The organism is Pseudomonas sp. EA_35y_Pfl2_R111 (genome assembly GCF_963970955.1).
Classification (GTDB): Bacteria; Pseudomonadota; Gammaproteobacteria; order Pseudomonadales; family Pseudomonadaceae; genus Aquipseudomonas.
Map to the genome: position 1 here is coordinate 170,516 of NZ_CAXAOM010000004.1, position 19,103 is coordinate 189,618.

Consider the following 19,103-nt stretch of genomic DNA (forward strand, 5'->3'; position numbering starts at 1 on the left):
AATGGCAGCGTTGGCGCGCTGGGTTGCTCTGCTGCTGCGCACGGCGCTGGGATTGTGCGCTTTGGCGCTGGTGTTGGCCGCGCTGTATGTCAGCCTCGGCCGCGAGCTGGTGCCGCTGGTTGCCGAATACCGCCTGGAAGCCGAAGACAAAGCCCGTGAAGCGTTGGCCATGCCGGTGCAAATCGGTGCGCTGGAAGGGCTCTGGCAAGGTTTTTCACCGGTACTGACCGCCCACGATGTGGCGGTCGGTGAGGGGGCGGGCGCCTTGCAGCTGGATCAGGTACGCGTGGTGCCGGATGTGCTGGCCAGCTTGTTGGCGCGGCAGTTGCGTATCGCCCGGCTTGAGCTGGATGGTGTGCAACTGGTGGTGCAGCAGGCTGAAGACGGTAGCTGGTCGCTCAAGGGATTGCCGCAACGCCACGATCCCGCACCACTCGATCTGACTCAGGTGTTGAACCAGTCGCAGATGCTCAAGCGCCTGTCGTTGTTCAACAGCCAGGTCACCATACAGGCCTTCGATCAGCCGGCGCGGACCCTGACCTATGTAAACCTCACCCTGCGCAACGGCAGCGCGCGTCAGCGCTTGGACGGTCGCCTGCTGTTACCTGATGGCCAGCCTCTGGCCTTGCAACTGCGCACGCGGATGCGTGCCGAGCGCTGGAAAGACGCCGAGGCCGAGCTGTACCTGAGCCTGCCACAGAGCGACTGGGCGGCTTGGGTGCCGGCGAGCCTGCTTGCACAATGGCGTCTTGAGCAGCTGCAGTTGGGTGGGGAGGTCTGGCTGAGCTGGGCCAAAGGCGGCGTGCAGCGTGCCGTCAGCCGTCTGCATGTGCCGCAGCTCAAGGCTGGCTATGCCAAGCGCGAGCCGGTGGCGCTGAATAACCTGGCGCTGAATGCTTATTTCACCCGCACCGAGCAGGGTTTCAAGCTGTTGCTGGATGACCTGGCCTTCAGCCGTGATGAGCTGCGCTGGGGTGAAGTGCGTTTGGCGCTTACTCAGCAGGCGGAAAGTACAGAGGTGCAGGAGCAGTGGTTGCTGAGTGCCGATCGTCTCGACCTGGCGCCGCTGCAACCGCTGATAGCGGGGCTTGCGCCATTGCCAGATAAAGGCCTGGCACTGCTTGAGCAGCTCAAGCCGCATGGTGCCCTGCGTAATATTCAACTCGACTACCGGCCGCTGCTGACCGACAGCAAGCGCCTGCAATTCTCGGCCAATCTGGAGCGTATTGGCTTTGCGGCATGGCACGGTTCGCCTGCTGCAGAGAATGTCAGTGGCAGTATCAGTGGCGACCTGGGCCAGGGTGAGCTGCGGGTCGATAGCGAAAACTTTTCCCTGCACCTCGATACTCTATTCCCCAAACCTTGGCACTACCAAAAGGCCAATGCCTTACTGACCTGGCAGATCGATGAGCAGGCGTTCACCCTGCGCAGTCCGTATCTGCAAGTGGTCGGTGAGGAGGGGCCGGCTGCAGGCGATTTTTTAATTCGCCTGCGTTTCGATCCGGAGCTGGAAGACTACATGGACCTGCGCGTCGGCCTGCGTAACGGCGATGCGCGCTATACCGAGAAATACCTACCGAGCCTCGCGCCGGGCATGGGTGCTGAGCTGGATGCCTGGCTGAAAAGCGCCATCCGCGGCGGCGCGGTCGATGAAGGCTATTTCCAGTACCAGGGTTCGCTGAACAAGGGCGCGGAGAATGCAGCGCGTAGCATCAGTCTGTTCTTCGCCGTGCATGATGCCGAACTGGCCTTTCAGCCTGGTTGGCCGTCGCTGCGCGAGGGGCGCGGCAAGGTGTTGATCGAAGACAGCGGCGTGCGGGTCGAACTGGCTGAAGGGCGCATCCTCGATAGCCAGGTGAGTAATGCCACGGCGTTGATCGCGACCTCATTGCCCGGCCAGCCGCCGCGTTTGTTGTTGACCAGTGAGTTGAGCAGCAACGTGGATGACGCCCTGCATATCCTGCAGCAAGCGCCGATAGGCACCGCAGAAACCTTCGCTGGCTGGACTGGCGCAGGGGCGCTGGCCGGCAAGCTCAAGCTCGACCTGCCGCTACGCAAGGGCTTGGCCCCGGCGGTGGTGGTGGATTTCGCTACTAAAGGCGCGCAGCTCAGCCTGCCCACCCCACCGTTGCAGTTCAGCCAGCTGCAGGGCGCATTTCGTTACAACACGGCCAGCGGCCTCAGCGCCCCGGATATTCGTGCTCAGGTACTTGGCCATGCGGTGCGCGGCAAGGCTCTGGCCGAGGGCGCGCGCGGCAAGGCGCGTAGCCGCATCGAGGCCAGCGGGCAGATCGCAGTCAAGGAACTGAGCACCTGGCTGGGCGTGACCCAGCCGCTGCCCGTCAGCGGCAATCTGCCTTATAGCCTCAATCTGATCCTGGACGGCGCCGACAGCCAGCTGCGCGTCAGTTCTACCCTCAAAGGCGCGACGGTGGCGCTGCCGGCACCATTTGGCAAGACCGCTGCCGAGGAGCGCGCGACGCAGTGGCGCATGACCCTGGGCAGCCGTGAGCAGCGCTACTGGCTGGATTACGCCGAGTTGCTGAGCCTGACCTTTGCCGCTAGCCCTGGCCAGTTCAACCAGGGCCGTGGCGAGATTCGCCTGGCTGACGGTGCGGCCAGCCTGCCCACCAGCCAGGGCTTGCGTGTGCGCGGCCGCGTGGAGGAACTGAATTGGTCGGACTGGCAACAGGTGGTGCAACCCTATGCCAGCGTGCCAATCGGTGATGCGCAGCGGCTGTTCAAGGATGCGCAGCTGCGCATTGGCCGCTTCACAGGGTTTGGCATCAGCCTGGATGCGCTGGAAGTAGCGGTTAAGCGCGATGCCGCAACCTGGGCGGTTAGCCTCGACAGTCCTCAGTTGAAAGGCCAGGTGGGCTTGCCGGATGCCCGAGAGTTGCCGATTGCCCTGACGCTCGACTATCTGCGCTTTCCAGCAGCAGAGAAGAGGACTGCAGAAGACACTGCGGTGGATGCACCTGACCCGCTGGCGAGCGTTGATCCGAGCAGCTTTCCGGCGCTGGACGTACATATCGCCGAGGTTTTTCAGGGCATCGAACCGCTGGGCAGCTGGTCGCTCAAGGCACGTCCAGTTGCTACAGGGGTGCATTTCAGCGAGCTGGATCTCAATCTCAAAGGCTTGAAGATTGGCGGTCGGGCCAGCTGGCTAAACACTGCAAGCGGCGTGCGCACGAGTTACAAGGGGCGTATGGGTGGTGCCGATTTGGCCGATGTACTGATTGCCTGGGGCTTTGCGCCGACCGCCAGCAGCCGCGATTTTCATATGGATGTTGATGGTAACTGGCCTGGCTCGCCAGCCTGGTTCGGCCTGAAGCGCTTCAGTGGCACCTTGGATGCTTCGTTGCGCAAAGGACAATTCTCCGAGGTGGAAGGTCCTGCGTCGGCGCTACGCGTGTTTGGGCTGCTGAACTTCAACTCGATTGGCCGACGCCTGCGTCTGGACTTCTCTGACCTGCTCGGTAAAGGCCTCAGTTATGACCGGGTCAAAGGTCTGCTAGTGGCGGATAACGGCGTATTTGTGACCCGCGAGCCGATCACCCTGACCGGGCCATCGAGCAACCTGGAGCTCAATGGCACCCTGGATATGGCCAATGATCGGATCGATGCCAAGTTATTGGTGACCTTGCCGGTGACCAATAACCTGCCTTTGGCCGCACTGATAGTCGGTGCACCGGCCATCGGCGGGGCGCTGTTTATCGCTGATAAGCTGCTGGGTGACCGCGTTGCGCGCTTTGCCAGTGTGCAGTACGACGTCAAGGGCTCCTGGCAAAATCCGGATATCAGCTTCGACAAGCCATTCGAGAAACCCCAGTAATCCCCACACGGCTGAGATGCAGCCGTGCAGTCTGCCGGTATGGCTTGTAAGCTGAAGCCATACCGGCATTGAGATAAAGGCAGTCATGACCTTCGCAGTCATCCAAATGGTCAGTCAGACCGATGTCCTGGCTAATCTGGCGCAGGCTCGGCAGTTGCTTGAAGAAGCCGCTGCGCAAGGTGCGCGACTGGCGGTGCTCCCAGAAAATTTCGCGGCCATGGGGCGGCGTGATCAGGCCGCACTGGGTCGTGCTGAAGCACTCGGTGAGGGGCCAATTTTGCCCTGGCTGCAGCAGACTGCTCGCGACCTCAGTCTGTGGATAGTCGCCGGCACCTTACCCTTACCTCCGGATGGACAGCCCGACGCCAAGGCTCATGCCTGCGCCCTGCTGATCGATAATGTCGGCCAGCGTGTGGCACGCTATGACAAGCTGCATCTGTTTGATGTGGATGTCAGCGACAGTCACGGCCGTTACCGCGAGTCTGACGATTACGCATTCGGTGGTCAGGTGGTGGTCGCCGATACCCCGGTTGGGCGGTTGGGCATGACGGTCTGTTATGACCTGCGCTTCCCCGAGCTGTACAGCGCCTTGCGCGCGGCCGGAGCGGAGTTGATCAGCGTGCCGGCGGCCTTTACTGCGGTTACCGGTGCGGCGCATTGGCAGATATTGACCCGCGCGCGGGCCATCGAAACCCAGTGCTATGTGCTGGCGGCCGGGCAGGGCGGCACCCATCCAGGTGGACGCGAGACCTTTGGCCATTCGGCGCTTGTCGATCCCTGGGGTCGCGTGCTCGCCGAACTGCCGCAGGGGCCGGGTGTACTGCTGACTGAGCGCGATGCCGCCGAGCAGGCGGCGATCCGTCAGCGCATGCCGGTGGCGCGGCATAAACGATTTTTTGCGGCAGCCGAACCACGGCTGCCAGGTGCAACAGTCATAAACGAGATTGAGCAATGAACAATATGTTGGTGTCCGTCAGTGAACATTTGCTGGGGCCGGGCGGTTTGACCATTGAGCATTTGCCGGCGGTCCTGGCTGACTTGGCCGGGCCGGGAATCGATGCGGCCGATCTGTACTTCCAGAGTCAGGTGTCGGAAACCTGGGCGCTGGAGGATGGTATTGTCAAAGAGGGCAGCTTCAACCTTGATCAAGGCGTCGGCGTGCGTGCCCAGTCCGGTGAGAAAACCGGTTTTGCCTACAGCAATGCGATCACTGCCGATGCCTTGAGTCAGGCCGCGCGCGCGGCCCGCTCGATTGCTCGCGCCGGGCAGAATGGCCTTGTACAGGCGTTCAGCAGTCCGCTGGTCAAGCCGCTATATGCGCAGGAAAATCCGCTGGATGTGCTGGGGCGGGCGGAAAAGGTCGAGCTGCTCAAGCGCATCGACGTCGCCACTCGCACGCTTGATCCACGAATCAAGCAGGTTTCCGTTAGCCTCGCAGGGGTTTGGGATCGCATTCTGGTGGCCGCCAATGACGGCAGCCTTGGCGCGGATATCCGCCCGCTGGTGCGCTTCAACGTCAGCGTGATCGTCGAGCAGAATGGTCGCCGCGAGCGCGGCAGCCATGGCGGCGGCGGACGTACCGATTACCGCTACTTCCTTGAGCAGACCAGCAATAACGAAGAGCGCGCCATGGGCTATGCCCGTGAGGCCTTGCGTCAGGCGCTGGTCAACCTCGAAGCGATTCCGGCGCCGGCTGGCACGATGCCGGTGGTGATGGGCGCGGGCTGGTCCGGCGTGCTGCTGCACGAGGCCGTCGGCCATGGCCTGGAGGGCGACTTCAACCGCAAGGGCAGCTCGGCCTACAGTGGCCGGATGGGCGAGCAGGTTGCCTCCAGCCTGTGCACCATCGTCGATGACGGCACCCTGGCTGAGCGTCGCGGCTCCCTGAGCATGGATGACGAAGGCACACAGACCCAGTGCACCACGCTGATCGAGAACGGCGTGCTCAAGGGTTATATGCAGGACAAGCTGAATGCCCGCCTGATGGGCGTGGCCTGCACCGGCAACGGTCGCCGTGAGTCCTACGCGCACCTGCCGATGCCGCGTATGACCAACACCTACATGCTGGCTGGCGAGAGCGACCCGGAAGAAATCATCCGTTCGGTGAAGAAGGGCATCTACTGCGCCAACCTTGGCGGCGGTCAGGTCGATATCACCAGCGGCAAGTTCGTGTTTTCTACCAGCGAGGCTTACCTGATCGAGGACGGCAAGATCACCGCCCCGGTCAAAGGCGCCACCCTGATAGGCAATGGCCCGGAAGCCATGAGCAAGGTGTCGATGGTCGGTAACGACCTGGCGCTGGACAGCGGTGTCGGCACCTGCGGCAAGGACGGCCAGTCGGTGCCGGTTGGCGTGGGCCAGCCGACGCTGAAGATTGATGCGATTACCGTGGGTGGAACGGGCGCTTGATATTCGTAGGATGGGTTAACCGAAGGTGTAACCCATCCCGACAGCGAGGATTAACGCAAGCCGCGCTGGGTTTCGTCCAGCTCGCGGATGTATTTAAAGATTTTGCGGGACGCGGCAGGTGCTTTGTTCTGCGCCAGTTCGTGCTGGCCCTGACGGATCAGCTGGCGCAGATGCTGGCGGTCGGCGTCGGGGTATTCGCCGACGAATTTTTCCAGAGTGTCGTCGTCGCCGTTGAGCAAGCGGTCGCGCCAGCGCTCAAGGTTATGAAAGCGTTCGTTGTACTGGCGCGTCGAGGCGTCGAGCTGATCCAGTAGCGTCAGGATGGCTTCAATATCCTGGTCGCGCATCAATCGGCCGATAAACTGCACATGGCGCTTCTTCGCGGAGTTGGCGGTGTGTTTGGGCGCTTCGGCTAGCGCGCGGCGCAGCTCGTCGGTCAGCGGCAGCTTGTTGAGCAGGTCGAGTTTCAGGGTGGTCAGGCGTTGCCCCAGATCTTGTAGCGCATGAAACTCGCGCTTGACTTGGGTTTTGCTCTTCTCGCCGGAGAAGTCGTCAAGGTATTCAGACATGGTGGCGGTCCAGTGGAAAACGCCGACATGATAGCAGCAAGTTTCCAGCTGTAAGCGTCTGGCCTGTGTGGCCGCGTTTGCCGCTTATCGTTCAGGAGTTCTTATGAGTGCAGTAGACATCGTCGGCCCCCAGGCTGTGCCGCATTTGCAGGCGCAGGTGGAGCAGATTATTGCTGAAGCGAAAAAGCAGGGCGCTAGCGCCTGTGAAGTGGCTGTTTCGGTGGAGCAGGGCTTGTCCACCACGGTGCGTCAGGGTGAAGTGGAAACGGTCGAATTCAACCGCGACCAGGGCTTTGGCATCACGCTGTATGTCGGTCAGCGCAAGGGCTCGGCTAGCACCTCGGCCAGTGGCGAAGCGGCGATTCGCGAGACCGTAGCGGCAGCGCTGGCGATTGCCAAACATGCCTCCGAAGATGAATGCGCGGGTTTGGCCGATGCTGGTTTGATGGCTCGCGAACTGCCGCAGCTGGATCTGTATCACGCCTGGTCGATCACCCCAGAGCAGGCCATCGAACAGGCCTTGAGCTGCGAGGCAGCGGCCTTTGCCGCCGATAAGCGGATCAAGAATGCCGACGGCACTACGCTGAATACCCATCAGGGTTGCCGGGTCTATGGCAACAGCCATGGCTTTATCAGCGGTTACGCCAGCACGCGGCACAGCCTGAGCTGCGTGATGATCGCCGAAGACGGCGGGTCGATGCAGCGCGACTATTGGTATGACGTCAATCGTCAGGGCGAGTTGCTGGCCGATGCCGGCAGCATTGGTCGCCGCGCCGCCGAGCGTGCGGTAAGCCGTTTGGGCGCGCGCCCGGTACCGACCTGTGAAGTGCCGGTGCTGTTTGCTGCCGAGCTGGCGACGGGACTGTTTGGCAGTTTTCTCGCGGCCATTTCCGGCGGCAACCTGTACCGTAAGTCATCCTTTCTCGAAGGCTCCCTCGGCCAGCAGCTGTTCCCCGAGTGGCTGACGATCGACGAGCGCCCGCATATTCCTCGTGCCTTGGGCAGTGCTGCCTTCGATGGTGACGGTCTGGCGACCTACGCCAAATCCTTCGTCGAGCGCGGCGAGCTTTTATCCTACGTGCTCGGCACCTATTCCGGGCGCAAACTGGGCATGCCCAGCACCGCCAACTCTGGCGGTGTGCATAACCTGTTTGTCAGCCATGGCAATGAAGACCAGAAGTCGCTGCTTAAGCGTATGGGGCGCGGGCTATTGGTCACCGAGCTGATGGGCCAGGGCCTAAATATGGTTACCGGCGACTATTCGCGTGGTGCGGGAGGTTACTGGGTGGAAAACGGCGAGATTCAGTTCCCGGTGCAGGAAGTCACCATCGCCGGCAATATGCGCGACATGTTCAAGCAGATTGTCGCGGTGGGTAATGATCTGGAGCTGCGCAGTAATATTCGCACCGGTTCAGTGTTGATCGAGCGCATGACGGTGGCCGGTAGTTGATTCCGCTTGTATGAAAAAGGGGCTGTCGCTTAAGCGTTCAGCCCCTTTTTACTGTCTCTCGATCAGCTACTCGCCTTCGTCGAAGTAGTTGTTGATCAGCTCGCTTAGGGCCTGCAGTGCCTCGCTATCCTGTTCGCCTTCGGTGTGCAGGTGCACGGCGGTGCCTTTGCCGGCAGCCAGCATCATCACCGCCATAATGCTCTTGCCGTCGACCAGGCTCTCCGGCGTACGGCCGACTTTGACCTGGCAGGGAAAACGTCCGGCGACGCCGACAAACTTGGCTGCCGCACGGGCGTGCAGGCCAAGCTTGTTGATAATGGTGATTTCGCAGGCGGGCATCGCGGCAATTCCTTAACTGAGGTCGCGGTGGCGAGTCTGAACGTTTTTCAGGATGGGTTTGAGGGTTTCTCCCAGGCGGTTGGCCAGATAGACCGAGCGGTGGTGGCCGCCGGTGCAGCCAATCGCCACCGTAACGTAGGCGCGGTTGCTGGCGGCAAAGCGCGGCAACCATTTGGTCAGGTAGGCAAGGATGTCCTGGTACATATCCTCGACATCGGCCTGGGCCGAGAGGTAATCAACTACCGGCAGGTCGAGCCCGGAAAAATCGCGCAAGTCCGGCTTCCAGTAAGGGTTGGGCAGGCAGCGCACATCGAATACCAGGTCGGCATCTACCGGCATGCCGCGCTTGAAGCCAAATGATTCGATCAGAAACGCAGTGCCAGGCTCGGGCTGATTGAGCAGGCGCAACTTGAGGCTGTCGCGCAGCTGGTACAGGTTGAGGTGGGTGGTATCGATCTTCAGGTCGGCCAGGTCGATGATCGGCCCGAGCAGCAGGCTCTCATCGGCGATGGCTTCGGCCAGAGAGCGGCTCTCGTTGGTCAGCGGATGACGTCGACGGGTTTCCGAGAAGCGCTTGAGCAGGGTCTCTTCATCGGCATCCAGGTAGATCACATCGCATTTGATATGTCGCGCGCGCACCTCATCAAGCAGTTCGGGAAAGCGCTTGAGATGGCTCGGTAGGTTGCGTGCGTCAATCGATACGGCGACCTGCGGATGCAGCAACTCGGTATGCAGCAGGGCGCGCTCGGCCAGTTCAGGCAGCAGGCCTGCGGGCAGGTTGTCAATGCAGTAGAAGCCATTGTCCTCAAGTACATCGAGGGCGGTGCTTTTCCCGGAGCCGGAGCGACCGCTGACGATGATTAGGCGCATGCTCAGGCTCGATTGAGTTGGCTTTGTACGTCCACGACCACCTGATACAGGGCTTCGCTGCTTTCGGCTTGACGCAGGCTGGCACGCACATCGCTGCGATCGAGCATGCTGGCGATCTGTCGGAGCAGTTCCAGGTGAGCGTCGGTGGCAGCTTCGGGCACCAGCAGGACAAACAGCAGGTCCACTGGCGCGCCGTCGATGGCGTCGAAGTCTACGGCAGAGTCCAGGCGCAGTAGGGCGCTGATCGGTGCGGTGCAACCCGGCAAGCGACAGTGCGGAATGGCAATGCCATTCCCGAAACCGGTCGAGCCGAGTTTTTCCCGGGCAATCAGGCTTTCGAAGATGTCTTGGCCATCCAGGTCAGGCAGCTCGCGCGCCACCAGGTTGGCAATCTGTTCGAGGACACGTTTTTTGCTGCCGCCCGGCACGTTCACCAGGGAGCGGCCGGGGGTCAGGATGGTTTCAAGTCGGATCATAGGAGATAGACGACGTCAGCGGGCCATAGCGCCCTGTTGACGTTCGAGCTGTTTTTCCTTGTGTTTGATGAGTTGTCGGTCGAGTTTATCAGTCAGTAAATCGATGGCTGCGTACATGTCTTCATGTTCGGCATTGGCGACGACTTCGCCGCCAGCAATGTGCAGGGTCGCTTCGATTTTCTGTTTGAGCTTCTCGACCTCCATGATGACTTGCACGTTGGTAATCTTGTCGAAGTGGCGCTCCAATCGTCCGAGTTTTTCGGCGATGTAGTCGCGTAGGGCGTCGGTCACATCCAGCTGGTGTCCACTGATGTTGACTTGCATACCGCTTTCTCCTTGTTGCCGTGTGTAAGAGGCAGGCGAGAGGCCTGCCGCCGGAACACTGTGGCGTGGAAGACTCTGGTAGAACGAGCCTGGCACGTTCGCTGATTGCATGCTGACAGTATGGCCGCATATGCGAAAAGGCGAGACCTGGGCAGATTCTGTACGGGTTGTCGTCTTCCTTCTTCGTGCCGCCTTAGATCAATCGTTTGCGCTCACTGGATGGCGCTATTCCGAGGGATTCACGGTACTTGGCGACCGTGCGGCGAGCGACTTGAATGCCCTGTGCTTCCAGTAAACCAGCGATCTTGCTGTCACTCAACGGCTTTTTCGCATTTTCCGCAGCGACCAGTTTTTTGATGATGGCGCGGATCGCGGTGGACGAGCACTCACCACCTTCGGACGTGCTGACGTGGCTGGAGAAGAAGTATTTCAGCTCGTAAATACCGCGCGGGGTGTGCATGAATTTCTGCGTGGTCACCCGCGAAATAGTCGATTCATGCATGCCTACAGCTTCGGCAATGTCGTGCAGCACTAGGGGTTTCATGGCCTCGTCGCCATAATCGAGGAAGCCGCGCTGATGTTCGACGATCTGCGTGGCAACCTTCATTAAGGTTTCGTTGCGGCTTTGCAGGCTCTTAATGAACCAGCGTGCTTCTTGCAGCTGGTTGCGCATAAAGGTGTTGTCGGCGCTGGAGTCGGCGCGCTTCACAAAACCGGCGTATTGCGCGTTGACGCGCAGGCGCGGCATGGCTTCCTGGTTGAGTTCCACCAGCCAGCGCTCGTTGTGCTTGCGCACGATCACGTCGGGTACCACGTATTCCGGCTCGCTGGACTCGATCTGCGAGCCAGGGCGCGGGTTGAGGCTCTGAATCAGGTCGATAACCTGGCGCAGCTCGTCTTCCTTGAGCTTCATGCGGCGCATCAGCTGGCTGTAGTCGCGGCTGCCGAGCAAGTCGAGATAGTCACTGGCCAGGCGCTGGGCTTCGCTCAACCACGGGGTTTTTGCCGGCAGCTGACGCAGTTGCAGAAGCAGGCATTCACCCAAGTTGCGCGCGGCGATACCGGTTGGCTCGAATTGCTGGATGCGGTGCAGCACGGCTTCGACTTCGTCGAGCTCGATGTCCAGTTCCGGGTCGAAGGCTTCGACCACTTCTTCCAGAGTTTCCTCCAGGTAGCCCTGCTGGTTGATGCAGTCGATCAAGGTGACTGCAATCAGGCGGTCCTTGTCCGACATCGGTGCCAGATTGAGCTGCCACAGCAGGTGGCTTTGCAGGCTCTCGCCGCTCGAGGTGCGGGTGGTGAAATCCCACTCGTCGTCATCGTTAGTGCTGCTCGGCAGGCTGCTGGCGCTGGTCTGGTAGATGTCTTCCCAGGCGGTGTCGACGGGCAGCTCGTTAGGAATACGCTCGCCCCAATCACCTTCTTCCAGGTTGTCCACAGTCTGCGTGGCTTCCTGGTAGTTGGTTTCCTGATAGGGCGCTTCGGGCTGTTCGCTGGGGCTGGCACTTTCTGCGCCATCGGCCATAGGGTCCGAATTGTCGAAATCATCGCCATCCTCCTGGCGTTCGAGCATCGGGTTGGACTCCAAGGCCTCCTGGATCTCTTGTTGCAGATCCAGGGTAGACAGTTGGAGCAGGCGGATGGCCTGTTGCAGCTGCGGTGTCATCGTCAGCTGCTGGCCCATTCTCAGGACTAGCGATGGTTTCATTGCAGACCTTATTTACCGGCGTCTGTGCGCAATCCACTACAGGGCGTTTTCAAAAAGCGCCACTAGGAAGCAAATTATATGCCTGACTTTTAGGGTTTTGCCTAGCCTTGGCTGCAGTCGGCTTGAGAAAAGCTGTAGCTACAGCCTGAATTCATGCCCCAGGTAAACTTCTTTCACTGTCTGGTTGGCCAGAATGGTCTCGGCATCACCTTCGGCGATCAATTGGCCATCGCTGACGATATAGGCGGTTTCGCAGATATCCAGGGTCTCGCGCACGTTGTGGTCGGTGATCAACACACCGATGCCCTTGGCCTTGAGGTGGTGGATGATCTGCTTGATGTCGCCCACGGAAATTGGGTCAACGCCGGCGAACGGTTCGTCTAGCAGGATGAACTTGGGGTTGGTCGCCAGGGCACGGGCAATTTCCACGCGGCGGCGCTCACCGCCTGACAGGCTCATGCCGAGGTTGTCGCGGATATGGCTGATATGGAATTCCTGCAACAGCCCCTCAAGCTCCTTGCGGCGTGCGGCGCCATCGAGGTCCTTGCGGGTTTCCAGGATGGCCATGATGTTGTCGGCCACGCTGAGCTTGCGAAAAATCGAGGCTTCCTGTGGCAGGTAGCCGATGCCAGCGCGAGCACGACCATGCATGGGCTGGTGGCTGACATCGAGGTCGTCGATCATCACGCGGCCCTGATCTGCCTGTACCAAGCCGACGATCATGTAGAAACAGGTGGTCTTGCCGGCGCCGTTGGGGCCAAGCAGGCCGACGATCTGCCCGCTATCGATGCTCAGGCTGACGTCGCGCACGACCTGGCGGCCTTTGTAGCTCTTCGCCAGGTGTTGGGCTTTCAATGTGGCCATTATTACTGCGCCTGCTGGTCGGCTGGTTTGTTCTTCGGCTGGATCACCATGTCGATGCGCGGACGTGGCGCGGTGACGTTGGTGCCTGTGGCACGGCCGGCGTTAACGATCTGGCGTTGGGTGTCATAGACGATTTTCTCGCCTTCGAAGGTGTTGCCTTCCTGAATCACCTTGGCTTGGTCGATCAGTACCACGCGCTCGTTAGCCATAAAGTACTGAATAGTCAGGCCGTAGGCCTTAACGATCTGTTTGTCGGCTGACGGCAGTTGCTCGTAGTAGGCCGGCTTGCCGACCGAGGTGAATACCTCGACATCGCCCTGGGCATTCTGGGTGATGGTCACGGTGTCGCCGGTGACCTTCATGGTGCCCTGGGTAATGACAACGTCGCCGCGATAGACGGCAACGCCTTGTTTGTCATCGAGTTCCGCGCTGTCGGCCTGGATGCGGATCGGCTGTTCGCGGTCGGATGGCAGTGCCCAGGCGCTGACACTTCCGAGTGCGGCGCTGAGGCTGAGTAGTAGGGGGAGGGTATTAACGAGCCTCATGCTGACCTCTTACGTTGGACAGCAGGAGCATCCTGCCGTCATTCATGTACGCTTTCATTCCTTTTGCCGTGGTCACCCCATTGGCCGCGTCGATTCTAACGGCTTGCTGGGTCTGCGCATATTCCTTCTCGGGGAATACGGTCAGGCGGCTGGTGGTGAGGATGGTCGGGCGACCTTTGGCGTCTGTACGTTCAACACGCACCTTGGCGATCAGTTCGACTTCAACGCCGCCTGGCGATACTTCACCGCGCTCGCTGCGAATTTTCCAGGGCAGCTCGGTGCCGCGGAACAGGTTCATGTTCGGGCTGGTCATCAAGGTGATGTCGCTGGCCTTTATATGCTCGACCTTGTCGGTCGTCAGCTCGTAGTGCAGCTTGCCGTCGGCCTGGTATTGCACGGTGTAGGTGTTGGTGGCGTAAAAGTCGATGGCGTTATCAGCTGCAGCGGTGCGCGATTGCTCGTTAAAGCCATCCGGGCTGAGGTTCCAGTAGCCGAGCGCCGCTACTAGCAGTGCGACAAAGACGAACAGGACAATGTTGAATAACTTGCGGGGCATGGTTGGCCTATAGGTATGCGGCTTGAGCGACTTCAAGGGTGCCTTGGGCGTGCATGATCAGTTCGCAGAACTCGCGTGCAGCGCCTTCGCCGCCGCGAGCACGGGTAATGCCGTGGGCATGTTGGCGGACAAAACCGTCGGCGCTGGCAACCGCCATGCCCAGGCCTACGCGGCGAATCACCGGCAGATCGGGCAGGTCATCACCGAGATATGCGACCTGTGAATAGTCTAGGCCCAGTTCGCCGAGCAGCTCATCGAGTACCACCAGCTTGTCTTCACGGCCCTGATACAGGTGTTGAATCCCCAGGTTCTGCGCGCGGCGCTCAACCACGGGGGTTTTGCGGCCGCTGATAATCGCGGTGCGCACGCCGGAATTGATCAGCATCTTGATGCCATGGCCGTCGAGGGTGTTGAAGGTCTTGAATTCGCTGCCGTCGACCAGAAAGTACAGCTTGCCGTCGGTGAGCACGCCGTCGACATCAAAAATCGCCAGCTTGATGGCCTGGGCGCGCTGCAGTAGGTCGGGGTTAGTCAGGTCAAGGCTCATCACATCACTCCGGCGCGAAGCAGGTCGTGCATGTTCAGGGCGCCTACAGGTAGGTCGTTGTCGTCGATCACCACCAGTGAGCTGATCTTGTGGTCTTCCATGATTTTCAAAGCCTCTGCCGCAAGCATTTCCGCGCGGGCGGTCTTGCCGTGGGCGGTCATTACGTCATCGATAATGGTCTGGCGCACGTCGATGTTGCGGTCCAGGGTACGGCGCAGATCGCCGTCGGTGAAGATCCCGGCCAGGCGACCATCGTCCTCGGTGACCACTGTCATGCCCAGGCCTTTTTGGGTCATTTCCAGCAGCGCGTCGCGCAGCGAGGTGCCGCGTTTTACGCGCGGCAGGCTGTCGCCAGCGTGCATAACGTTTTCCACCTTGAGCAGCAGGCGTCGGCCCAATGCACCGCCGGGGTGGGAGAATGCGAAATCTTCGGCGGTAAAGCCGCGGGCTTCCAGCAGAGCGATGGCCAGGGCGTCGCCGAGTACCAGCGATACCGTAGTGGAAGAGGTTGGTGCCAGGTTCAGTGGGCAGGCTTCCTGGGATACGCGGGCGTCCAGGTTGACTTCGGCTGCCTTGGCCAGTGGCGACTCCGGGTTGCCGGTCATGCTGATCAGGCGGATGCCAAGGCGCTTTATAAGCGGCAGAAGGGTAACGATTTCTGCGGTAGAGCCGGAGTTGGACAGGGCCAGCACCACGTCATCGCGGGTGATCATGCCCATGTCGCCATGGCTCGCTTCGGCCGGATGCACAAAAAACGCAGTGGTGCCGGTGCTGGCCAGGGTGGCGGCAATCTTGTTGCCGACGTGGCCGGATTTGCCCATGCCGACCACCACGACGCGGCCTTTGCTGGCGAGAATCAGCTCGCAGGCCCGCACAAAATCACCGTTGATACGTGCCAGCAGGTCCTGGATGGCTTCGAGCTCCAAGCGGATGGTGCGTTGCGCTGACTGGATCAGATCGGTGGACTGGCTCATGACTTCTCTGCGGCGTACGGGCTAAAAGCTGCCGATTATAACGGTAAAGGTGCGCCTGCCCAGTATTTCCAGTGTCGAGTTGTTTGTCGGAACTGTGCGGTGCTTATCTCTGGCAACACCTTCAGCCTTGGGCGGCGAATACCTCGGTGGTATAGTTCGCGGCCATTTTCGGTACGTTCGATGATCCGTAGTGCCCTTTGTTCCGGGCGATGCGTCAGTCAGGCAAGCGTTGAGCAAGGAGTCCAGATGAGCGCCGAGAACCCGTATGCAGTTGAGCTGAAGAACGTCAGCTTTAAACGCGGTGAGCGGGATATTTTCAAAAACGTCGATATCCGCATTCCCCGTGGCAAGGTCACCGGGATTATGGGGCCGTCTGGTTGTGGCAAAACCACTTTGCTGCGTCTGATTGCTGCCGAACTCAAGCCGAGCCAGGGTGAGGTCTGGGTCAATGGCCTGAATTTGCCGACGCTGTCGCGCAGCGAGCTGTTCGATATGCGCAAGCAGATGGGTGTACTGTTCCAGAGTGGTGCGCTGTTTACCGACTTGGATGTGTTCGAAAACGTCGCCTTTCCGCTACGGGTGCATACCCAGCTGCCGGAAGAGATGATTCGCGACATTGTCTTGATGAAGTTGCAAGCAGTCGGCCTGCGCGGTGCTCTGGACTTGATGCCGGATGAGTTGTCAGGCGGCATGAAGCGTCGCGTGGCGCTGGCTCGGGCGATTGCTCTGGATCCGCAGATTCTGATGTATGACGAACCTTTCGTTGGCCAGGACCCTATAGCCATGGGCGTTCTGGTGCGTCTGATTCGTCTGCTCAGTGATGCATTGGGGATTACCAGCATTGTGGTGTCTCATGATCTGGCGGAAACCGCGAGCATTGCCGACTACATCTATGTTGTCGGCGACACTCAGGTGCTGGGGCAGGGCACGCCGGCCGAGTTGATGAATTCGGATAACCCGCGCGTGCGTCAGTTTATGCAGGGCATACCGGATGGCCCGGTGCCGTTTCACTTTCCTGCGGCCAATTACCGCGACGATCTTCTGGGGGAGCGCTGATGCGCAAGACATCTGTGCTCGAGCGGGTGCGCCTGTTCGGTCGCGCCGGTATTGATGTGGTGGCTACGCTGGGGCGTTCGGGGCTGTTTCTGCTGCGGGCACTGTTTGGTCGTGGTTCGACTGGCAACAGTTTTCAGTTATTGATCAAACAACTGTATTCGGTTGGCGTGATGTCCCTGGCCATCATCGTCGTGTCCGGCATTTTTATCGGCATGGTGCTGTCGTTGCAGGGTTTCAGCATCTTGGCCAAGTACGGTTCTGAGCAGGCGGTGGGGCAGATGGTTGCCCTGACCCTGCTGCGTGAACTGGGGCCGGTGGTCACTGCGCTGCTGTTTGCCGGGCGCGCCGGCTCAGCGCTGACCGCTGAAATCGGCAATATGAAATCCACTGAGCAACTGTCGAGCCTGGCGATGATCGGCGTTGACCCGCTCAAGTACATCGTCGCCCCGCGTCTGTGGGCAGGTTTTATCTCGATGCCGTTGCTGGCGATGATCTTCAGCGTGGTCGGCATCTGGGGCGGGGCGATGGTCGCCGTCGACTGGCTGGGCGTATATGAGGGCTCGTTCTGGGCCAATATGCAAAACAGTGTTTCGTTTCGTGAAGACGTGCTCAATGGTGTGATCAAGAGCGTGGTCTTTGCGTTTGTCGTGACTTGGATCGCCGTGTTCCAGGGCTACGACTGTGAGCCGACTTCGGAAGGGATTAGTCGTGCCACCACAAAAACCGTGGTGTACGCCTCACTCGCCGTATTGGGGCTGGACTTTATTCTGACTGCTTTGATGTTTGGAGATTTCTGATGCAGAACCGCACGCTGGAAATTGGTGTCGGCTTGTTCCTGTTGGCCGGGTTGTTGGCCTTGTTGCTGCTGGCATTGCGCGTCAGCGGCCTGACCGTTGGCAGTGGCGACAACACCTATAAGGTGTACGCGCACTTTGAGAATATCGCCGGTTTGACGGTCAGGTCGAAAGTGACCATGGCTGGTGTGACGATTGGTAAGGTCACCGCCATTGATCTGGATCGCAACAGCTATATGGGGCGCGTCACCATGGTCTTGGATGATGCTGTGGATAATCTGCCGGCAGACTCTACCGCTTCGATTCTGACCGCGGGCCTGTTGGGCGAGAAATACATTGGGCTTAGCGTGGGTGGCGAAGAAGAGGTGCTGAGCGATGGTGGCACTATTCACGACACGCAGTCGTCATTGGTGTTGGAAGACCTGATTGGCAAGTTTCTGCTCAATTCAGTCAACAAAGACCAGGCTAATTAATAGAGGTAATGACTATGTTCAAGGCACTGCGTAACGGTCTTTTTATCTGCCTGGCGGCCATGTCCTTGCCGTTGTTGGCGGCCCCAGCGGCTCATGAGGTGGTGCAAGAGACCACCACCACGCTGCTGGCCGATCTCAAGGCCAACAAGGAACAGTACCGCACCGATCCAGGCGCGTTTTACAACGCGCTGAACAGCATTCTTGGCCCGGTGGTGGATGTCGACGGGATTTCCCGTGGCGTGATGACTGTGCGTTACTCGCGCCAGGCCTCGCCCGAGCAGATGCAGCGCTTTCAGGAGAATTTCAAGCGCAGCCTGATGCAGTTCTATGGCAATGCCCTGCTGGAGTACAACAATCAGGACATTCGCGTGCTGCCAGTCAGCGGTCAGCAGGATCCGCAGCGCACTTCGGTGAATATGGAGATCAAGGACGGCAAGGGTGCGGTCTACCCGCTGTCCTACACCATGGTCAGCCTCGATGGCACCTGGAAGATGCGCAACGTGGTCATCAACGGCATCAACGTCGGCAAGCTATTCCGTGACCAGTTCTCCCAGGCCATGCAGGACAATCGCAATGACCTGGACAAGGTCATCGATAACTGGACCGAAACCGTTGCCAAAGCTCGCCAAGGGGCGAATGCATCGTGAGTCAGGCCAGCATCACTGAGCGCTCGCCCGGGGTGTTCAGCCTGACCGGTGTGCTTGACTACCTGAGCGCGCCGGCGCTGCGTGAGCAAGGTGCGCGCCTGCTCAACGTCAGTCCGGCGGCGGCGTGCGTGATTGATTGCGCGGGTGTGGAGAAGTCCAGCAGCGTCGGAATATCGCTGTTGTTGGCGTTTATGCGTGACGCCAGTGCAGCCGGCAAGACCCTAGGCGTGAGCAATCTGCCCAAGGACATGCGTGAGATCGCTGGCGTTTGCGGTCTGCTGGAGGTTCTTCCGCTGCAAGCCTGAGCAAGGCTTCGGTCGGCTGGCAATAATGCGGGGTTCGCAGGCGAAGGGCTTTTTTGTATGATGCCCGACCCGCGGGCGTATGCTCGGCTGTCGTTAATCCATGCATTGATTGAGGTTGAGCATGCAGGCCTTAGAAGTAAAGAGTCTCCTTGAGGCTAAATTGCCGAATACCCAGGTGGAAGTTGAAGGCGAAGGCTGCAACTTTCAGCTGAATCTGATCAGTGACGAACTGGCCGCTCTTAGCCCAGTCAAGCGTCAGCAGCAGATCTACGCTCACCTCAATGCCTGGATCGCCGATGGCAGCATCCACGCCGTGAGTATGAAATTCTTTAGCCGTGCCGATTGGGCCGCGCGCTCCTAAA

At 59.9% G+C, this 19,103-nt stretch carries 21 protein-coding genes; 10 read left to right on the forward strand and 11 right to left on the reverse strand.

Annotated features, from left to right (window positions below):
* The first annotated feature begins 1 nt into the window (after position 1).
* The 3 genes from AACY25_RS16285 (at position 2) to tldD (ending at position 6,244) form a co-directional block, all read left to right on the forward strand.
* A complete protein-coding gene (locus AACY25_RS16285) occupies positions 2 to 3,835 on the forward strand; it encodes a YhdP family protein (RefSeq protein ID WP_339525899.1) in 3,834 nt (1,277 codons plus the stop codon).
* 85 nt (positions 3,836 to 3,920) lie between these two features.
* Positions 3,921 to 4,790: a carbon-nitrogen hydrolase family protein gene (locus tag AACY25_RS16290; RefSeq protein ID WP_339525900.1), complete on the forward strand. Its 870-nt coding sequence runs from the start codon at positions 3,921 to 3,923 to the stop codon at positions 4,788 to 4,790.
* On the forward strand, positions 4,787 to 6,244 hold the full coding sequence (gene tldD, locus AACY25_RS16295) for a metalloprotease TldD (protein ID WP_339525901.1): 1,458 nt from the start codon (positions 4,787 to 4,789) through the stop codon (positions 6,242 to 6,244). Before AACY25_RS16290 ends, tldD begins: the two co-directional genes overlap by 4 nt.
* A gap of 50 nt (positions 6,245 to 6,294) precedes the next feature.
* Here tldD and yjgA read toward each other — a convergent pair whose 3' ends face one another.
* On the reverse strand, positions 6,295 to 6,813 hold the full coding sequence (yjgA, locus tag AACY25_RS16300; protein WP_339525902.1) for a ribosome biogenesis factor YjgA: 519 nt from the start codon (positions 6,811 to 6,813) through the stop codon (positions 6,295 to 6,297).
* A gap of 103 nt (positions 6,814 to 6,916) precedes the next feature.
* Between yjgA and pmbA the strand changes: the two genes are divergently transcribed.
* Positions 6,917 to 8,263 carry a metalloprotease PmbA gene (pmbA, locus tag AACY25_RS16305; RefSeq protein WP_339525904.1) on the forward strand — a complete coding sequence of 449 codons (1,347 nt, stop codon included), beginning with the start codon at positions 6,917 to 6,919 and terminating at the stop codon, positions 8,261 to 8,263.
* A gap of 66 nt (positions 8,264 to 8,329) precedes the next feature.
* On the opposite strand, the gene AACY25_RS16310 is transcribed toward pmbA, so the two are convergent.
* From AACY25_RS16310 to AACY25_RS16355, 10 genes are all read right to left on the reverse strand, one after another.
* Complete coding sequence (locus AACY25_RS16310) at positions 8,330 to 8,602, reverse strand: HPr family phosphocarrier protein (protein ID WP_339525907.1); 273 nt, start codon at positions 8,600 to 8,602, stop codon at positions 8,330 to 8,332.
* A 12-nt stretch (positions 8,603 to 8,614) separates the two neighbouring features.
* A complete protein-coding gene (gene rapZ, locus AACY25_RS16315; protein ID WP_339525909.1) occupies positions 8,615 to 9,472 on the reverse strand; it encodes an RNase adapter RapZ in 858 nt (285 codons plus the stop codon).
* Between the two features lie 2 nt (positions 9,473 to 9,474).
* Entirely contained in the window at positions 9,475 to 9,948 is a 474-nt protein-coding gene (ptsN, locus tag AACY25_RS16320) for a PTS IIA-like nitrogen regulatory protein PtsN (RefSeq protein WP_160016093.1), read from the reverse strand.
* Positions 9,949 to 9,963: 15 nt separating this feature from the next.
* Positions 9,964 to 10,272 (reverse strand): ribosome hibernation-promoting factor, HPF/YfiA family, encoded by a 309-nt coding sequence (hpf, locus tag AACY25_RS16325; protein ID WP_296127360.1) that lies wholly within the window; start codon positions 10,270 to 10,272, stop codon positions 9,964 to 9,966.
* A gap of 193 nt (positions 10,273 to 10,465) precedes the next feature.
* Positions 10,466 to 11,980 (reverse strand): RNA polymerase factor sigma-54, encoded by a 1,515-nt coding sequence (locus AACY25_RS16330; protein ID WP_339525915.1) that lies wholly within the window; start codon positions 11,978 to 11,980, stop codon positions 10,466 to 10,468.
* Positions 11,981 to 12,118: 138 nt separating this feature from the next.
* Complete coding sequence (gene lptB, locus AACY25_RS16335) at positions 12,119 to 12,844, reverse strand: LPS export ABC transporter ATP-binding protein (protein WP_136665423.1); 726 nt, start codon at positions 12,842 to 12,844, stop codon at positions 12,119 to 12,121.
* 2 nt (positions 12,845 to 12,846) lie between these two features.
* A complete protein-coding gene (gene lptA / locus AACY25_RS16340) occupies positions 12,847 to 13,389 on the reverse strand; it encodes a lipopolysaccharide transport periplasmic protein LptA (RefSeq protein WP_090255504.1) in 543 nt (180 codons plus the stop codon).
* On the reverse strand, positions 13,376 to 13,945 hold the full coding sequence (gene lptC / locus AACY25_RS16345; protein ID WP_339525918.1) for an LPS export ABC transporter periplasmic protein LptC: 570 nt from the start codon (positions 13,943 to 13,945) through the stop codon (positions 13,376 to 13,378). The genes lptA and lptC overlap by 14 nt, the downstream gene beginning before the upstream one ends.
* A 7-nt stretch (positions 13,946 to 13,952) precedes the next feature.
* Positions 13,953 to 14,492, reverse strand: coding sequence for a KdsC family phosphatase (locus tag AACY25_RS16350; RefSeq protein WP_339525919.1), 540 nt, complete (start codon positions 14,490 to 14,492; stop codon positions 13,953 to 13,955).
* Positions 14,492 to 15,466 (reverse strand): KpsF/GutQ family sugar-phosphate isomerase, encoded by a 975-nt coding sequence (locus tag AACY25_RS16355; RefSeq protein ID WP_339412581.1) that lies wholly within the window; start codon positions 15,464 to 15,466, stop codon positions 14,492 to 14,494. The genes AACY25_RS16350 and AACY25_RS16355 overlap by 1 nt, the downstream gene beginning before the upstream one ends.
* Positions 15,467 to 15,712: 246 nt before the next feature.
* Between AACY25_RS16355 and AACY25_RS16360 the strand changes: the two genes are divergently transcribed.
* The 6 genes from AACY25_RS16360 (at position 15,713) to AACY25_RS16385 (ending at position 19,102) form a co-directional block, all read left to right on the forward strand.
* Positions 15,713 to 16,522: an ATP-binding cassette domain-containing protein gene (locus AACY25_RS16360; protein WP_339412583.1), complete on the forward strand. Its 810-nt coding sequence runs from the start codon at positions 15,713 to 15,715 to the stop codon at positions 16,520 to 16,522.
* A complete protein-coding gene (gene mlaE, locus AACY25_RS16365; RefSeq protein WP_339525921.1) occupies positions 16,522 to 17,319 on the forward strand; it encodes a lipid asymmetry maintenance ABC transporter permease subunit MlaE in 798 nt (265 codons plus the stop codon). Before AACY25_RS16360 ends, mlaE begins: the two co-directional genes overlap by 1 nt.
* Entirely contained in the window at positions 17,319 to 17,789 is a 471-nt protein-coding gene (mlaD, locus tag AACY25_RS16370; RefSeq protein ID WP_339525923.1) for an outer membrane lipid asymmetry maintenance protein MlaD, read from the forward strand. Before mlaE ends, mlaD begins: the two co-directional genes overlap by 1 nt.
* 14 nt (positions 17,790 to 17,803) lie before the next feature.
* Positions 17,804 to 18,436, forward strand: coding sequence for an MlaC/ttg2D family ABC transporter substrate-binding protein (locus tag AACY25_RS16375; protein ID WP_339525925.1), 633 nt, complete (start codon positions 17,804 to 17,806; stop codon positions 18,434 to 18,436).
* A complete protein-coding gene (locus AACY25_RS16380; RefSeq protein ID WP_339525927.1) occupies positions 18,433 to 18,741 on the forward strand; it encodes an STAS domain-containing protein in 309 nt (102 codons plus the stop codon). The genes AACY25_RS16375 and AACY25_RS16380 overlap by 4 nt, the downstream gene beginning before the upstream one ends.
* A gap of 121 nt (positions 18,742 to 18,862) precedes the next feature.
* Positions 18,863 to 19,102: a BolA family protein gene (locus AACY25_RS16385; RefSeq protein ID WP_298172332.1), complete on the forward strand. Its 240-nt coding sequence runs from the start codon at positions 18,863 to 18,865 to the stop codon at positions 19,100 to 19,102.
* Position 19,103: the final 1 nt, after the last annotated feature.

Bases quoted from the DNA above. Each gene is read 5' to 3' on its own strand.
- AACY25_RS16285 (WP_339525899.1), top strand. From the start codon at position 2: ATGGCAGCGTTGGCGCGCTGGGTTGCTCTGCTGCTGCGCACGGCGCTG.
- AACY25_RS16290 (WP_339525900.1), top strand. From the start codon at position 3,921: ATGACCTTCGCAGTCATCCAAATGGTCAGTCAGACCGATGTCCTGGCT.
- tldD (WP_339525901.1), top strand. From the start codon at position 4,787: ATGAACAATATGTTGGTGTCCGTCAGTGAACATTTGCTGGGGCCGGGC.
- yjgA (WP_339525902.1), bottom strand. From the start codon at position 6,813: ATGTCTGAATACCTTGACGACTTCTCCGGCGAGAAGAGCAAAACCCAA.
- pmbA (WP_339525904.1), top strand. From the start codon at position 6,917: ATGAGTGCAGTAGACATCGTCGGCCCCCAGGCTGTGCCGCATTTGCAG.
- AACY25_RS16310 (WP_339525907.1), bottom strand. From the start codon at position 8,602: ATGCCCGCCTGCGAAATCACCATTATCAACAAGCTTGGCCTGCACGCC.
- rapZ (WP_339525909.1), bottom strand. From the start codon at position 9,472: ATGCGCCTAATCATCGTCAGCGGTCGCTCCGGCTCCGGGAAAAGCACC.
- ptsN (WP_160016093.1), bottom strand. From the start codon at position 9,948: ATGATCCGACTTGAAACCATCCTGACCCCCGGCCGCTCCCTGGTGAAC.
- hpf (WP_296127360.1), bottom strand. From the start codon at position 10,272: ATGCAAGTCAACATCAGTGGACACCAGCTGGATGTGACCGACGCCCTA.
- AACY25_RS16330 (WP_339525915.1), bottom strand. From the start codon at position 11,980: ATGAAACCATCGCTAGTCCTGAGAATGGGCCAGCAGCTGACGATGACA.
- lptB (WP_136665423.1), bottom strand. From the start codon at position 12,844: ATGGCCACATTGAAAGCCCAACACCTGGCGAAGAGCTACAAAGGCCGC.
- lptA (WP_090255504.1), bottom strand. From the start codon at position 13,389: ATGAGGCTCGTTAATACCCTCCCCCTACTACTCAGCCTCAGCGCCGCA.
- lptC (WP_339525918.1), bottom strand. From the start codon at position 13,945: ATGCCCCGCAAGTTATTCAACATTGTCCTGTTCGTCTTTGTCGCACTG.
- AACY25_RS16350 (WP_339525919.1), bottom strand. From the start codon at position 14,492: ATGAGCCTTGACCTGACTAACCCCGACCTACTGCAGCGCGCCCAGGCC.
- AACY25_RS16355 (WP_339412581.1), bottom strand. From the start codon at position 15,466: ATGAGCCAGTCCACCGATCTGATCCAGTCAGCGCAACGCACCATCCGC.
- AACY25_RS16360 (WP_339412583.1), top strand. From the start codon at position 15,713: ATGAGCGCCGAGAACCCGTATGCAGTTGAGCTGAAGAACGTCAGCTTT.
- mlaE (WP_339525921.1), top strand. From the start codon at position 16,522: ATGCGCAAGACATCTGTGCTCGAGCGGGTGCGCCTGTTCGGTCGCGCC.
- mlaD (WP_339525923.1), top strand. From the start codon at position 17,319: ATGCAGAACCGCACGCTGGAAATTGGTGTCGGCTTGTTCCTGTTGGCC.
- AACY25_RS16375 (WP_339525925.1), top strand. From the start codon at position 17,804: ATGTTCAAGGCACTGCGTAACGGTCTTTTTATCTGCCTGGCGGCCATG.
- AACY25_RS16385 (WP_298172332.1), top strand. From the start codon at position 18,863: ATGCAGGCCTTAGAAGTAAAGAGTCTCCTTGAGGCTAAATTGCCGAAT.